Below are 14,271 nucleotides of genomic sequence, written 5' to 3'. Positions count from 1 at the left end.
CTCAGGGACGGACGGACAGAAGGCGCAGGGCGTTGGCGGTGACCAGCACGGTGGCGCCGGTGTCCGCCAGGATCGCGGGCCACAGCCCGGTGACGCCCAACACGGTGGTGAGCAGGAAGACAGCCTTCAAGCCCAAAGCCAATGCGATGTTTTGACGTATGTTGGCCATGGTGCGGCGTGACAACGCCACCATCGCCGCCACGTCGCCGACCCGGCCGTGCAGGATGGCGGCGTCGGCCGTCTCCAGCGCCACGTCGGTGCCGCCGCCCATCGCGATGCCGACATCGGCGGCGGCGAGCGCCGGGGCGTCGTTGATGCCGTCGCCGACCTTCGCCACCCGCTGCCCGCCGGCCTGGAGGCCGCGGACGATGCGCAGCTTGTCCTCCGGCAGCAGTTCGGCATGCGCCGTCATGCCCAACGCTCCGGCGACCGCCCCGGCGGTCCGGGCATTGTCGCCGGTCACCATCAGCGAGCGGATGCCGGCGCGGTCCAGCGCCGCGATCCCGCTGCGGGCGTCGGGGCGCGGCTCGTCGCGCATGGCGATCAACCCGGCGGCGGTGCCGTCCACCAGCAGGACGGAGACCGTCTTGCCCGCGTCGGCGAAGGCCGCGGCCTGCTCCGCCTGCGCAGGCTTCAGGGCGGAGGCGGCGGCCTGGGGCGACAGCAGCGCCACCAGACGGCCCCCCACCCGGCCGTTCAGGCCGGCGCCGGGCAGGGCGGTGAGCTCGTCGGCCGCCGACGGGGCGATGCCGCGTTCGGCCGCCGCGGCCAGGATGGCGCGGGCCAGCGGGTGGCTCGACCCGGCTTCCAGCGCCGCGGCGTCGGCCAGCAGTTCCGCCTCGCCGGCGCCGAAGGAGGTCAGGTCGGTGACGCGGGGCCTGCCTTCCGTCAGGGTGCCGGTCTTGTCGAAGGCGACGGTGGTGATGCGGCCCAACGCCTCCAGCACCGCGCCGCCCTTCAGCAGCAGCCCGCGCCGGGCGCCGTTGGACAGGCCGGCGGCGATGGCCGCCGGGGTGGAGATCACCAGCGCGCAGGGGCAGCCGATCAGCAGGACCGCCAGGGCGCGGTAGATCCACTCCGTCCAGCCGCCGCCGAAGGCCAGCGGCGGCACCAGGGCGACCAGCGCCGCCACCCCGACGATGCCCGGCGTGTAGAAGCGGGCGAAGCGGTCGATCAGCCGTTCGGTCGGGGCCTTGCTCGCCTGCGCCTCCTCCACCAGCCGGACGATGCGGGCGATGGTGTTGTCGCGCGCCGCGGCGGTGACGCGGACGCGCAGCGCGCCGTCGGCGTTGATGGTGCCGGCGAAGACCGCATCGCCCACGCCTTTGGGCTTCGGCACGCTTTCGCCGGTGACGGGGGATTCGTCGACGGCGCTGCGGCCGGACAGCACGATGCCGTCGGCCGCCACCCGGTCGCCCGGCCGCACCAGGATGACCGACCCGACGGCCAGCCCGGCGGCGGGAACGGCCTGCGGCGCGGCGGCGCCCTGCTCCAGCAACGCGGTGTCGGGGACCAGGGCGGTCAGGCCGCGGATGCCGGCCCGCGCCCGGCCGGCGGCCACCCCCTCAAGCAATTCGCCGATCAGGAAGAGGACCAGGACCGTCGCCGCCTCCTCCACCGCGCCGATCAGCAGCGCGCCGATGGCGGCGACCGTCATCAGCATCTCGATGGAGAAGGGGGTTCCGGCCCGTGCCGCCGCCAGGGCGCGGCGCGCCACCGGAACCAGCCCGACCAGCAGCGCCAGCGGAAAGGCCCAGGGCTCCGTCGCCGGCACCAGCAGGCCGAGGACCGTCGCGGCGGCCAGGGCCGCACCGGCCGCCACGGTCAGCCGGGCCTTGCGCCCGCGCCACCAGGGCGCCTCATCCGCATCGCCGTGGGAGTGGGAGTGGGAATGGACCGCGCCGGACCCGCAGCAGCCGCCGCCGCAAGCCGCCGCCGGGGCCGCCGGGCCGTCCGCGACCGGATCGGCGGGGGTGGCGCCATAGCCGAGCGCCGCCAGCGGACGGACCACCGCATCGGCGTCGAGCCTGTCCTCATGGGAGACGGCCACCGTGCCGGCGGGAACCGACACCCGCACCTCATGGATCCCCGGCACCCGGCGCAGCGCCGTCTCGATCTTGGCGGCGCAGGATCCGCAATCCATGCCGGAAACCCGGTAGCGGCTGGTGCGCAAGACGGCTCCGCCGGTCCCGACATCGCCCTGCGTTTCGTACATGGGAAAGCTCCTTCCGGATGCGCATCTTCGACGGTTCCCACAGAGCCTAAATTCTCCAGCGACTGGAGGATCAAGAGGGAAAACGCCGTCCATGCACAGCCCGGCAGAAGCCCGAACCCGGCCGCCTCAGCGGCCTGCGGTTTCAGCCGACCTGCTCGGCAGACCCTGCCGCCCCGCTATCCGCATCCGGCTCGCCGTCTTCAGGCGAATGCCCCGGAAGTCCGGCGAAAGGGTCGGTCCTGGGGATGATGGGATGCTGTTCCAGCCCGACGATGGGCGACCAGCGGGGCGAGCCATGCTTCACCTCCAGAAAGGAGCCATGGTCCAGAACCGGCTTGTAGACCCGGAAGGCCTTCATGATCGACAGGATCCCCGCGGAGTCGAGCGGCCCCAGGAAGGATTCGTCCATGTCGAGGAAGGACGGGTGGGATACCCAGCGCTCAAGCTGCGCTGCATTGAGGCAGAAGCTTCCGGCCGCCGGATAGGACGTGCGCTCGAACCGAACGGCCTCTCCCATGAACTCCATGGTCAACTCCGGCCGGTCGGACAGATCCTGATGCATGGTCGTCCAGGGCCGGCCGAGAACGTAGTCCGGATAGACCTTGTAGCCGAAGGCCGAAGCGTTCTCGAACCGGTTGGGCTGCAGCAGCGCCTCCGGCCCGAACTGCGCATCGAACAGCGCCCGTTTGCGGAAGAACAGCGGGTCGGTCATGATGATGTCGTCTTCGACATAGCAGTACCAGTCATACTGCCCCGCCAGTTCCCGCATCGCCATATGGGCGCCGAATCCCAACCGGGTTGGCGGGAAATCGTCGTTGAACTTGGCCTGGCGGTAGAGAACCGGGCTGATCCGCAGAGAATTGAGCAGATGGTTGTCGCCGACTGTGCAGACGATCACATCGATTTCGGCACGATGCGGGGATACGGCCTGCCACGCCACCTTGCGCCAATGATCGAGACCGGCTACCCGGTTTCCATAGAGCTGATGCAAGGCGGAAATGGTCTCGCCAAGGACGGCGATGCGTTCCGCCTTACGATTGATATCACTGGAATTGTTCCCGCCGGCGGCATGGCCGGCCTTGGGGCGGTAGAAATGCGGGATGACGCACAGGATCTTCACAGCGACGCCCTTGCTGCACGGGGCCAAGACTTGGGGCGGGGTAATAACCGTTGGTGGCGGGATGAACAAGCGGAAATAGAAAATACGGGAAGGCGGCCGAGGCCTGATCCCTCTTCCCCCAGGGGGCCAGCGGTTCCGTCCCCGGAAGCGGCACATTGCCGGCCGCTTCCCCGGAGCCTAAATTCTCCAGAGACTGGAGGATCGAGAGGGAAATGCCGACCATGTCCAGCCTGACCATCGGCGCGCTCGCCAAGCGGACCGGCGTGAAGATCCCGACCATCCGCTATTACGAAAGCATCGGACTGCTGCCGGAGGCGCCGCGCACCGGCAGCAACCGCCGCACCTACGACGACAAGGCGGTCAACCGCCTGCGCTTCATCCGCCATGCCCGCGAACTGGGCTTCGAGGTGGAGGCGATCCGCCAGCTGCTGGCCATGGCCGACGATCCGGGCCGGCCCTGCCGGGACGCCGACCTGCTGGCCCGCACCCATCTGGCCGAGATCGAGTCCAGGATCGCCCGGCTGGAAGCCCTGCGCGACGAGGTGCGGCGGATGGTCGATGGCTGCGCCCAGGACCAGGTGCGCAGCTGCCACGTGATCGAGGTGCTGGCCGACCACGCCCACTGCCTGCACGACCGGCATTGACGGAAAAGCCCCCTCCGGGACGAAGCACCGCAGCGGACAAGCGCGCTCTATGACCTGCAGCCGGTTGCCCGGCAGGCGGCGCCGTCTATAGTCACGCTCAATGCAGTGTCGAAACCATCCGTGCTTCCGGACGGCGAGCGCCACTTGGGCCCGTCATCACTTGGCTCGTCACACTTGGGGCCGTCACGGGGGGAAGCGGATCGTCATGGCGACGGCAGCGGACACAGGGGCGGGAACAGGGGCGGGGACAGGACCGGGGATGGATGCGGACGCGGCTGTGAGGGCGGATCGGATACGGGCGTCATGCTGCGGCTTCTGAGAACCAACCGTCCGCTCCAGCGCATCGGGGCGCTCGGCGTGGCCGTGCTGGCGGTGCTGTGCGGCGGCACCGCGATCGTCCTGAACCGGCTGCATGACGAGACGCTGGCCGAGGCCACGCTGGGCCTGCGCACGCTCAACGCCTCGCTGGCCGAGCAGACGGCGCGCGCCATCGAAGGGATCGACCTGACCGTCGACGGGGTCGCCGAGCAGATCCCGCTTGAGTACCGGCGCAGCCTCGAGGCCTTCAAGCGGCTGCGCTTCGAACGGCAGGTTCATGAAATCCTGAAGGCCAAGGCGTCCAGCCTGCCGCAGATGGAGGCCCTGAGCCTGGTCGCCGCCGACGGCGGACTGGTCAATTCCACCCGCCAGTTCCCGGCTCCGACGCTCGACCTGTCCCAGCGCGACTATTACCTCGCACTCAAGGACGCCGATCCCGGACAGGCCTATGTCAGCCGGCCGACGAAGAGCATGGTCACCGGGGAGTGGACGCTCTACATCGCGCGGCGCGTGAACACCCCCGACGGCGGGCTGGCCGGCTTGGTCGTCGGGGCCATCCGCCTGTCCTATTTCGACCAGTTCTACCGCAGCCTTCATGTGGTGCCGGGCAGCGGCTTCAGCCTGTGGTGGCGCGACGGCATGCTGCTGGCGCGCTTCCCGCCGCTGCCCGACAAGGTCGGGACCATCGCCGCCAATCCCGCCATCGACAGCCAGATCGCCCTGTCCGGCACCGCCACCGCCACCCTGCAGCGCTCGGTCGATGACAAGGACCGCATCCTGTCCGCCCAGCTCCTGCGCAACTACCCGCTGGTCGTCTCGGTCAGCCGGACACGGGGAGAGGTCCTGGCCCGCTGGCAGAGCCAGGCGGTCGTCATCGCCGGCGCCGGGCTGGTCAGCGCGGTGGCGCTCGCCCTGATGCTGTGGGCGATGGCGCGCCAGTTCCTGGCCTACGAGACCGCCAACCGCGCGCTCGGCGAGCGCCGGCAGGCGGTCGAGGCCCGCGACGAGGCGGAGGAGCATGTCCGCCAGCTGCAGAAGATGGAGGCGCTGGGCCAGCTGACCGGCGGCGTCGCCCACGACTTCAACAACCTGCTGCAGGCGGTGCGCTCCAGCCTGCACATGCTGGAGGCCGGCGGCGAGCTGCGCGGGGCGGAGAGCCGCCGGGCGCTGGAGGTGGCAAGCCAGGCGGTCGACCGCGGCGCCACCCTGACCCAGCATCTGCTGGCCTTCGCCCGCCGCCAGCGGCTGGCCCCGGCGCCGGTCGACCTCGGCGCCCAGGTGGCGGGGATGGCGTCGCTGCTGGAACACACGCTGGGCGGCGCCATCCGCATCCGCATCGACCGCGACGACGCCGTGCCGCCGGCGCTGGTCGATCCCCACCAGTTCGACATCGCCCTGCTGAACCTCGCCATCAACGCCCGCGACGCCATGCCGGACGGCGGCACCCTGACCATCGCCGTGACCAGCCTGTCGGTGGGGACGGGAAAGGACGCGGAGACGGGGGCGGGCGACGGGATCTCTCCCGCACCAGCGCCCACCCTGGCGCCGGGCAGCTATGTCGCCGTGACGGTGCGCGACAGCGGCACCGGCATGCCGCCGGACGTGCTGGCGCGGGCCTGCGACCCCTTCTTCACCACCAAGCCGGTCGGGCAGGGCAGCGGGCTGGGGCTGAGCATGGTCCACGGCCTGACCGCGCAGTCCGGCGGCGGCATGCGCCTGGAAAGCCATCCCGGCCTCGGCACCGCGGTGACGCTGTACCTGCCCCACGCCCCGGTTCCGGCGGACGGCGGGTCGGACGCGCCCGCCGGGGCCGCCGCCGGAAACCAGCCGCCGCCCGTGCCGTCCGCCACCCAGCCTGCCGCCGTGCGCGTGCTGCTGGTCGAGGACGACGCCCTGGTCCGCATGGCGAACGCCGCGGTGCTGGACGAGGCCGGCATCCTGGTGTCGGAGGCCTCCAGCGGCGAGGAGGCCCTGGCTCTGCTGGAGGCGGACGAGGGGATCGGCGTCCTGGTCACCGACTTCGCCATGCCCGGCATGACCGGCGCCGACCTGACCCGCCTCATCCGCCGTCACCGCCCCGGCCTGCCGGTCCTGATCGTCACCGGCTATGCCGAGAAGGCGGTGCTGCAGGATCTGGGGCGCGAGCCCGGCATCCGCATCCTGTCCAAGCCGATCCCGCCGGCGGCCCTGATCAGCCACATCATGGCGGCGATTTAGAGTGCGATCGGTTCAGACGGAATCGTCTGAAGCGTGAATCGCACGGCAAATCAAAAGGCTAGAGTCTGTCCGATGCTTCAATAAGCATCGGACAGACTCTAGGAAGCGCTCCGCACCCGCGTCACCCGCCCCGCACCGGGAAGCAGCCGCGTCCGGCCGTCTTCAGGGCGCTGCAGGCCGCGTCGGCGGTCGCGGCGGGGAATCCCGTCAGGCGGGCCTTGTAGAGACCGCCGGAGCGGACCACCGCGGGGCTGGCGCCGGCAGCGAGGGAGCCCAGGCGTTTGGCCGTGTCGCGGGCGCTGCGCACCGCGGCGGCATGGCTGGCGAAGGCGCCGACCTGGATGGACCAGGAGCTGTCCGCCGCTTCCGTGGCGGCCGGCTTCAGCGACGGGACGGCCACGCTCACCGCCGTGCTGCGTTCGGCGGTCGAGGCGCTGTTCTTGGTGATCACCAGATCCGGCTGCGCGGGCGCCGGCCGGGACGGGCTGGTCGGGCGCTGGAAGCCGGCATCCAGCAGGTCGGCGACCAAGCTGTCGCGGGCGTCGGCGCTGTGCCCGCCCAGCACCACCGCGATCAGGCGGCGTCCGTCCCGCACCGCCGAGGCGGCAAGGTTGAAGCCGGACGCGGCGATGTAGCCGGTCTTGATGCCGTCCATGCCGGGATAGCGCGCCATCAGGCGGTTGTGGCCATAGACCGTATCGCCCTGCCAGTCGAAGCTGCGGCGCTTGAAATAGGCGTAATGTTTGGCATGGCGGCCGATCAGCGCCCGGGACAGGATCGCCATGTCGCGCGCCGTCGTCCGCTGCAGCCGGTCGGGCAGGCCCGATGCGTTGCGGAACACCGTGTGGCGCATGCCAAGCCGCCGGGCACGCGCCGTCATCTTTTTGGCGAAGGCAGGCTCGCTGCCGCCCAGCGCCTCGCCCAGCACCACCGCGACGTCGTTGGCCGAGCGGGTGACCAGCGCCAGGATCGCCTGCTCCACCGTGATGGTGCTGCCGGGCGCCAGCCACAACCGCGACGGCGGCATCGACGCGGCATGCCGCGACACCACGAGGCTCTGGTTCAGCCGCAGCGTGCCGCGGTCCAGCGCCTCGAAGGTCAGCATCAGCGTCATCATCTTGGTCAGCGAGGCCGGGTAGGTCAGTTGGTCGGCATTGCGCGCCCGCAGGACCTTGCCGCTGTGCGCGTCCATCAGGATCTCCGCGGCGACCGGCGTCCAGGCCTTCTCGGCCGAACTCCTGGCCGAGGCCGGCAGGGGCGCCAGCAGGACCGCGAAAACGGTCAGGGAAAGCAGCAGCAGCGTCGAAACGCGGGCGAGCAGGGGCATCGTCTCAGGTCCGGCGGTTGGTGCAGCCCCGCTGCGGCGCGGGCGCTGTCGGCGTTGCGGGCTTCCCCTTTGAAAGCGGGACGGGGCGGGATGGCCGCCGGGCGGCCGGCGTCATCCGTCGGACAGCATCGAACGGACCATGGCGCGGAAGGCATCGACCGCCACCGGCTTGGCCAGCAGGCGCATGTTGCGGCCAAGCCCATCCTCGCCATCGCCGGGCCTGTCGTCCAGGGCTTGGAAGGCATAGCCGGTCAGGAACAGCACCTTCAGATCGGGATAATGCGCCTTCGCCGCCTCCGCCAGCTGGCGGCCGTTCAGGCCGGGCAGCCCGACATCGGTCACCAGCAGGTCGACCGGCGGCCCTGCGCCTTCCCCTGCGCCTTCCCGCCCTGCCGCGGCCTCGCTCAGCCGGGCAAGCGCCGTGGCGCCGTCGGCGGCCTCCAGCACGGTGTAGCCGTCGCCCTCCAGCACCTCCACCAGCAGCATGCGGACCAGCTCCTCGTCCTCCACCACCAGCACCGTGCCCCGCCCGGCCCGGTCGGTGGGCGGGGCGGGGACGGCGGCGGAAGCAGGGGCCGGAGCGGCCTGCTCGGCGGCGGCATCGTCGCGCGGCAGGTGGAGATGCACCGCGGTGCCGCGGCCGACCGCACTGTCGATGCGGACGAAGCCGCCGGACTGGCGGGCGAAGCCGTAGAGCTGGCTCAGCCCCAGCCCGGTGCCCTGGCCGATCGGCTTGGTGGTGAAGAAGGGCTCGAAGACGCGGGCCAGCACGTCCGGCGGCATGCCGGTGCCGCTGTCGCGCACGGTCAGCACGGCATAGTCGCCGGGCTCCACCCCAGGATCGTTGACGAGGTCGCCCGATGCAAAAACGGCGTTGGCGGTCTCCACCGTCACCGATCCGCCGTCGGGCATGGCGTCGCGGGCGTTGATGACCAGGTTGAGCAGGGCGCTTTCGATCTGGTTCACATCGGCATGGACCGGCCACAGCGGTTCCGCCAGCCGGCGTTCCAGCCGGATCTCCTCGCCCACCGAGCGGCCCAGCAGGTCCCACAGCCCGACCACCAGCATGTTGAGGTCGGTGCGCTCCGGCTTCAGCGGCTGGCGCCGGGCGAAGGCCAGCAGGCGCCGGGTCAGGGTGGCGGCCCGGTCCACCGCGGCGCGCGCGGTGGCGGCGAAGGGGGCGATGTCGGTGCGGCCGGCCGACAGCCGCTGCTCGATCAACTCCAGGCTGCTGCTGATCGCCTGCAGCAGGTTGTTGAAGTCGTGGGCGACGCCGCCGGTCAGCTGGCCGACCGCCTCCATCTTCTGCGCCTGGGCCAGGGCCTCGCGCGCCTCGTCCAGCGCCTGCTGGGCCTTGCGGCGTTCGGTGATGTCGCGGGTGACCTTGGCGAAGCCGCGCAAAGTCCCGGTCTCGTCGCGGATGGGGTCGATGACGACGCTGGCCCAGAAGCGGGTGCCGTCCTTGCGCAGGCGCCAGCCCTCCGCCTCGAACTTGCCCTCCGACAGGGCGGTGGCGAGGGCGCGCTGGGGCACGCCGGCGGCGCGGTCCTCTGGCGTGTAGAAGCTGGAGAAATGTTGGCCGATGATCTCGTCGGCGGCATAGCCCTTCATCCGGGCCGCCCCCGCATTCCAGCTGCGGATGACGCCGGTGGGGTCGAGCATGAAGATGGCGTAGTCGACCACGCTCTGGACCAGCAGGCGGAACTGCCGTTCGCCGGAGATGGGTTCCCAGGCGGGCGCGACACGTTCGTCCTTCATTACAACGACTTTCCGGAACACAGGGGGAAGCAAACTTCCCAATGATCCGCGCTCGATACCGACAGGGTCAATAACCCAATACGAATATCCAGGTATTATTCCGCCGCATTACGCAGAATTTGCCGGGAATTGTCCGGCGCAATTTGGGGCGGGATTTGCAGTCATCAGGGGAAAGGGGCGGGGCGGCGCACCGCCCCGCAGGTTCCCTTTTGGCCAGGGCTCAGCGCGGGGCCAGCACCATAACCATCATACGACCTTCGACCCGGGGCATCTGCTCGACCTTGGCGATGTCCTGGAGCTGGTCGCGCACGCGGACGAGCACATTCAGACCGAGATCCTGGTGCGCCATCTCGCGACCGCGGAAGCGCATGGTCATCTTGACCTTGTCGCCTTCCTCGATGAAGCGGATGGCGGAGCGCATCTTCACTTCATAGTCGTGATCGTCGATGTTCGGCCGAAGCTTGATTTCCTTCAGCTCGATGATCTTCTGCTTCTTCCGCGCCTCGTTGGCCTTCTTCTGCTCCTCGAAACGGAACTTGCCGTAATCGAGGATCTTGCAGACAGGCGGATCCGCCTGGGGCGCCACTTCGACGAGGTCGAGGTCGGCATCCGCGGCGGCTTCCAGCGCTTGGCGGAGCGGCACCACGCCGACCATCTCGCCGTCGGCGCCGACGAGGCGGACCATACGGGCGGTGATTTCACGGTTGAGGCGCGGGCCTTCGCGGACGGGGTCCGCGTCGTAGAGCTTGGCTATGGTGATCTCCTATGGTCGTGGAGGGGTAGAAAGGAGCGAGCCCGGGTCAAGAGGCTCAGCCCAGGATGTCGAGCACAATCTGCCGCACTTCGCTCCGGGTCAAGCCGGACGGCTCGGGATTGGAGCGGAAATCGGCCTTTTTGCCGTCGACTGCGGCGAATTGGCCGGCGGAACGACGGGTGGCGGCCAGATGAGCAGGCGCAAGCGCGGACTGGGCTGCGAAATGGCCGATGGAATGGGAGGCGGTGGAATGGATCGGGGTCGTCATGAAAATTCTCCAGGCCGGATAGGCTGACCGATGGACTCGGGGGCCGGCCGGCTCTTCCTAGTGTGTGACATCTTGAAACAGGAGCCCTTGCGGCGGACACCGCCCGGCAAGGCTCCGATAAGCGGGACCGGCCCCGGAACGGGCATGCCCCAAAAGACCGGTGTTCCCCGAGGAAAGCTCCCCCTCGATGAACCGGAGGGGGCAGGGAAACGCACCGCGAATGCGGTGTCGGCCATGTCTCCAGATGGGGGCGAAACAGGTTTTTACAAGCTGCTCCTCTCCTCTCGTCGCTCCGGTCCTCCTTCTGGCTACGGGTCTCCAGGGAACGCGCGAGCGGCCCCATGGTTTCGTCTCCACCGGTCCATCACGAAGGATGGCCGAAAGGAGGGTGGCGATGCGGTGGCAGGGCGGACGGGAAAGCGAGAATGTCGAGGACCGTCGCGGCCAAGGGGGTGCTGGCGGGGGTGCCGGCGGCGGCTCCGGTGGTGGCTTCGGCGGCGGCGGGGGCGGCGGCTTCCGCATCGGCCGGGGCGGGCTGGGCATCGGCGGAGCCATCGTTCTGCTGCTGGTGTCGATGGTGCTGGGGGTCGACCCGACGGTGCTGCTGGGTGGCGGCGAGCAGGCGGACCGCAGCACGGCCGGGCGGACGCAGATCGGCGATGCCGCCCCGCGCAGCCAGGCCGACGACGAGCTGAAGCGCTTCGTCTCCGTCGTGCTGGCCGACACCGAGGACACCTGGCAGGGCCTGTTCCAGCAGATGGGGCGCCAGTACCAGGATCCGACGCTGGTGCTGTTCACCGGCACGGTGTCGTCGGGCTGCGGCCGGGCGCAGGCGGCGATGGGGCCCTTCTACTGCCCGATGGACCGCAAGCTCTACATCGACCTCGGCTTCTACCGCGAGCTGCGCGACCGCTTCCAGGCGCCCGGCGACTTCGCCCAGGCCTATGTCATCGCCCATGAGGTCGGCCATCATGTCCAGAACCTGCTGGGCATCTCCGACCGGGTGCAGGCGGCCCAGCAGCGGGCGGGCGATCAGGCCCAGGCCAACGCCCTGTCGGTGCGGCTGGAGCTGCAGGCCGACTGCTTCGCCGGCATCTGGGGCAACCACGCCAACCGCGACCGCCGGATGCTGGAGCCCGGCGACGTCGAGGAGGCGCTGACCGCCGCCAGTGCCATCGGCGACGACCGCCTGCAGCGTCAGGCGCGCGGCACCGTCAGCCCCGACAGCTTCACCCACGGCAGCTCCGCCCAGCGCGTCCGCTGGTTCCGCACCGGCCTGGAAAGCGGCCGGCTGGAATCCTGCGACACCTTCGGGGCGGACCGGCTGTAAGCGGCGCCGGAAGGCCGGCCGGGACCGGCTCTCGACACGCATGCGGAACGGGGGGTTGCGCAAAGCCGTGCCGACCGTCACACATTCGGCGATGGCTGGCAGGTTGCCCAGCTCTTCGAAGTGTCGATACGGAACGTCATGATGAGCACAGCGGACACCTCGCTCGATATCCAGGCGCCCGACATCCAGTCGCTGGAAAACGCCTATCGTGGCCGCAGCGCGCGGGTGGCGGTGATCGGGCTCGGCTATGTCGGGCTGCCGCTGGCCCTGGCGCTGACCGGGGCCGGCTTTGCGGTCACCGGCTTCGACATCGACCCGGCGAAGGCGGCGGCGCTGAATAGCGGGCGTTCCTACATCCGGCAGATCGCCGACGGGCGCGTCGCCGAGGCGGTGGCGACCGGGCGGTTCCGGGCGACGACCGACGCCGACCAATTCGCCGCCTGCGACGCCGTGATCGTCTGCGTGCCCACCCCGCTGTCGCCGCAGCGCGAGCCGGATCTGAGCTTCGTCGAGGCCTCCACCCGGCTGATCCGCGACCGGCTGCGGCCGGGCCAGCTGGTGGTTCTGGAATCGACCACCTGGCCCGGCACCACCGACGAGGTGATGCGGCCGATCCTGGAGGAGACCGGGCTGGCCAGCGGACGCGACTTCTTCCTGGCCTATTCGCCCGAGCGCGAGGATCCCGGCAACATCAGCTTCACCACCAGCACCATCCCCAAGGTGGTCGGCGGCGACGACGACGGCGCGCGGCGGCTGGCGGTGGCGCTCTACGAGCAGGTGGTGCCGCAGGTGGTTCCGGTGTCGGGCACGCGGGCGGCTGAGGCGACCAAGCTGACCGAGAACATCTTCCGCTCCGTCAACATCGCCCTGGTGAACGAGCTGAAGATCGTCTTCGAGCCGATGGGCATCGACATCTGGGAGGTGATCGAGGCGGCGAAGACCAAGCCCTTCGGCTTCATGCCCTTCTATCCCGGCCCCGGCCTGGGCGGCCACTGCATCCCGATCGACCCCTTCTATCTGACCTGGAAGGCGCGCGAGTACCAGATCTCCACCCGCTTCATCGAGCTGGCGGGAGAGGTCAACACGATGATGCCGCGCCATGTGGTCGACCGCTTGGCATTGGCGCTCGACCGCCGCGCCGGCATCGGGCTGAGCCGGGCGCGCATCCTGCTGGTCGGCATGGCCTACAAGAAGAACGTCGACGACAGCCGGGAGTCGCCGGGGCTGCGGCTGATGGAGATGCTGCTGGAGCGCGGGGCGGCGGTCGAATACCACGACCCCTTCATCCCCGTGCTGCCGGTCACCCGCGAGCATGCGGCGCTTGCCGGCCGCACCTCCGTCGCCTGGGACGCGGAGCGGCTTGCCGGCTTCGACGCGGCGGTGATCGTCACCGACCATGACGGCATCGACTGGCACAGCCTCGCCGCCCATTGCCCGCTGGTGGTCGACACCCGCAACGCCATGCGCGCCGTCGAGGGCTTCGACGAGCGCATCGTGAAGGCCTGAGGGAACAGGCCCGCGGGAAGGGGGCCGGTCGCCTCCCTCCCGCGAACCGGCGCGGGCCTCAGAGTTCTTCTTCGCCGCCGAAATCGCCCCAGCCGCTGTCCTCGACCGCCTGTTCGGCATGATCGGTGGCGGCGGTCGCCGCGTCGGTGGCCGCACCGGCGGCCTCGGCGGCCACCGCCTCGCCGCCGGAGAGCATGCTGGACAGCGCGCTGCCGATCAGCATGCCGCCGGCGACGCCGGCCGCCGTCTGCATGGCCCCGGCCATGAAGCCGCCGCCGGCCCGCGGCTGCTGGGCATAACCGGCGACGCGGGGGTCGCCATAGGCCGGGGCGCCTGCCGGCCCATTGGCGGCCGGCCCGTTGGCGGCCGGACGGCCCCAGGGCGAACCCGGCGGCATGGCCGCCTGGGCGGCGGCGGGGTGCTGGTACTGGGGCTGGGGCTGGGGAGCCGGCCGTCCGCCGCCGAACAGGCTGCCGAACAGACCGCCGCCGCCGGACTGGGCCGGAGCGGCGGGACGCTCGCGCAGCTGGCGCTCCAGCTCCTCGTTGCGGCCTTGCGAGGCGGCGAGCGCCTGCTCCATCATCACGATGGCCTGGGCCATCAGATAGGGGGCGGCCGGCTGGCGGGCGATGCGCTCGCGGATCAGCGCCTCGGCCTCGGGATCGCGCGGGCCGGATTGCGCCTCGGCCTGATGCAGCTTGGCGAACAGGTCGTCGATGATCTGGCGTTCGGTCTGGTCCATGGCGATGCTCGTTCTCATGAGGAAGTTGCGGGAAAGGCCCTGCCGCCGACACCCTGACAAGGCGCAAGACTG

General features: G+C 70.5%; 11 protein-coding genes. 4 read left to right on the top strand and 7 right to left on the bottom strand.

Annotated features, from left to right (window positions below; all coding sequences use genetic code 11):
- Position 1: 1 nt before the first annotated feature.
- Together FZ938_RS21360 and FZ938_RS21355 are read right to left on the bottom strand one after the other, a co-directional pair.
- Entirely contained in the window at positions 2-2,215 is a 2,214-nt protein-coding gene (locus FZ938_RS21360; protein WP_149200450.1) for a heavy metal translocating P-type ATPase, read from the bottom strand.
- Positions 2,216-2,357: 142 nt separating this feature from the next.
- Positions 2,358-3,335, bottom strand: a complete 978-nt coding sequence (locus FZ938_RS21355) for a calcium-binding protein (protein ID WP_149200449.1) — start codon at positions 3,333-3,335, stop codon at positions 2,358-2,360.
- Positions 3,336-3,556: 221 nt separating this feature from the next.
- Between FZ938_RS21355 and FZ938_RS21350 the strand changes: the two genes are divergently transcribed.
- The gene (locus FZ938_RS21350) at positions 3,557-3,979 is read left to right on the top strand and encodes a MerR family transcriptional regulator (protein WP_149200481.1); all 423 of its coding nucleotides are present in this window, start codon (positions 3,557-3,559) and stop codon (positions 3,977-3,979) included.
- A gap of 303 nt (positions 3,980-4,282) precedes the next feature.
- Entirely contained in the window at positions 4,283-6,514 is a 2,232-nt protein-coding gene (locus FZ938_RS21345; protein ID WP_149200448.1) for a hybrid sensor histidine kinase/response regulator, read from the top strand.
- Positions 6,515-6,635: 121 nt separating this feature from the next.
- On the opposite strand, the gene FZ938_RS21340 is transcribed toward FZ938_RS21345, so the two are convergent.
- The 4 genes from FZ938_RS21340 to FZ938_RS21325 form a co-directional block, all read right to left on the bottom strand.
- Entirely contained in the window at positions 6,636-7,841 is a 1,206-nt protein-coding gene (locus FZ938_RS21340) for a D-alanyl-D-alanine carboxypeptidase family protein (protein WP_149200447.1), read from the bottom strand.
- A 111-nt stretch (positions 7,842-7,952) separates the two neighbouring features.
- Positions 7,953-9,599: a PAS domain-containing sensor histidine kinase gene (locus tag FZ938_RS21335; RefSeq protein ID WP_149200446.1), complete on the bottom strand. Its 1,647-nt coding sequence runs from the start codon at positions 9,597-9,599 to the stop codon at positions 7,953-7,955.
- 220 nt (positions 9,600-9,819) lie between these two features.
- A complete protein-coding gene (infC, locus tag FZ938_RS21330; RefSeq protein ID WP_111070757.1) occupies positions 9,820-10,353 on the bottom strand; it encodes a translation initiation factor IF-3 in 534 nt (177 codons plus the stop codon).
- A gap of 55 nt (positions 10,354-10,408) precedes the next feature.
- Complete coding sequence (locus tag FZ938_RS21325; RefSeq protein WP_149200445.1) at positions 10,409-10,621, bottom strand: hypothetical protein; 213 nt, start codon at positions 10,619-10,621, stop codon at positions 10,409-10,411.
- Between the two features lie 394 nt (positions 10,622-11,015).
- Here FZ938_RS21325 and ypfJ point away from each other — a divergent pair, with 394 nt between their 5' ends.
- Positions 11,016-11,951 (top strand): KPN_02809 family neutral zinc metallopeptidase, encoded by a 936-nt coding sequence (ypfJ, locus tag FZ938_RS21320; protein WP_149200444.1) that lies wholly within the window; start codon positions 11,016-11,018, stop codon positions 11,949-11,951.
- 141 nt (positions 11,952-12,092) lie between these two features.
- Positions 12,093-13,457, top strand: coding sequence for a nucleotide sugar dehydrogenase (locus FZ938_RS21315; RefSeq protein WP_211101137.1), 1,365 nt, complete (start codon positions 12,093-12,095; stop codon positions 13,455-13,457).
- Positions 13,458-13,515: 58 nt separating this feature from the next.
- Here the strand turns inward: FZ938_RS21315 and FZ938_RS21310 are convergent, their stop codons facing one another.
- Complete coding sequence (locus FZ938_RS21310) at positions 13,516-14,199, bottom strand: DUF2076 domain-containing protein (protein ID WP_149200442.1); 684 nt, start codon at positions 14,197-14,199, stop codon at positions 13,516-13,518.
- Positions 14,200-14,271: the final 72 nt, after the last annotated feature.

It is taken from the genome of Azospirillum oryzae (assembly GCF_008364795.1).
Taxonomy (GTDB): domain Bacteria; phylum Pseudomonadota; class Alphaproteobacteria; order Azospirillales; family Azospirillaceae; genus Azospirillum; species Azospirillum oryzae.
This window is presented reverse-complemented; position numbering and strand designations above follow the sequence as displayed.

Excerpts from the sequence above, each read along its gene's own strand:
- FZ938_RS21360 (WP_149200450.1), bottom strand. The coding sequence starts at position 2,215 with ATGTACGAAACGCAGGGCGATGTCGGGACCGGCGGAGCCGTCTTGCGC.
- FZ938_RS21350 (WP_149200481.1), top strand. The coding sequence starts at position 3,557 with ATGTCCAGCCTGACCATCGGCGCGCTCGCCAAGCGGACCGGCGTGAAG.
- FZ938_RS21345 (WP_149200448.1), top strand. The coding sequence starts at position 4,283 with ATGCTGCGGCTTCTGAGAACCAACCGTCCGCTCCAGCGCATCGGGGCG.
- FZ938_RS21340 (WP_149200447.1), bottom strand. The coding sequence starts at position 7,841 with ATGCCCCTGCTCGCCCGCGTTTCGACGCTGCTGCTGCTTTCCCTGACC.
- FZ938_RS21335 (WP_149200446.1), bottom strand. The coding sequence starts at position 9,599 with ATGAAGGACGAACGTGTCGCGCCCGCCTGGGAACCCATCTCCGGCGAA.
- FZ938_RS21325 (WP_149200445.1), bottom strand. The coding sequence starts at position 10,621 with ATGACGACCCCGATCCATTCCACCGCCTCCCATTCCATCGGCCATTTC.
- ypfJ (WP_149200444.1), top strand. The coding sequence starts at position 11,016 with ATGCGGTGGCAGGGCGGACGGGAAAGCGAGAATGTCGAGGACCGTCGC.
- FZ938_RS21315 (WP_211101137.1), top strand. The coding sequence starts at position 12,093 with ATGAGCACAGCGGACACCTCGCTCGATATCCAGGCGCCCGACATCCAG.
- FZ938_RS21310 (WP_149200442.1), bottom strand. The coding sequence starts at position 14,199 with ATGGACCAGACCGAACGCCAGATCATCGACGACCTGTTCGCCAAGCTG.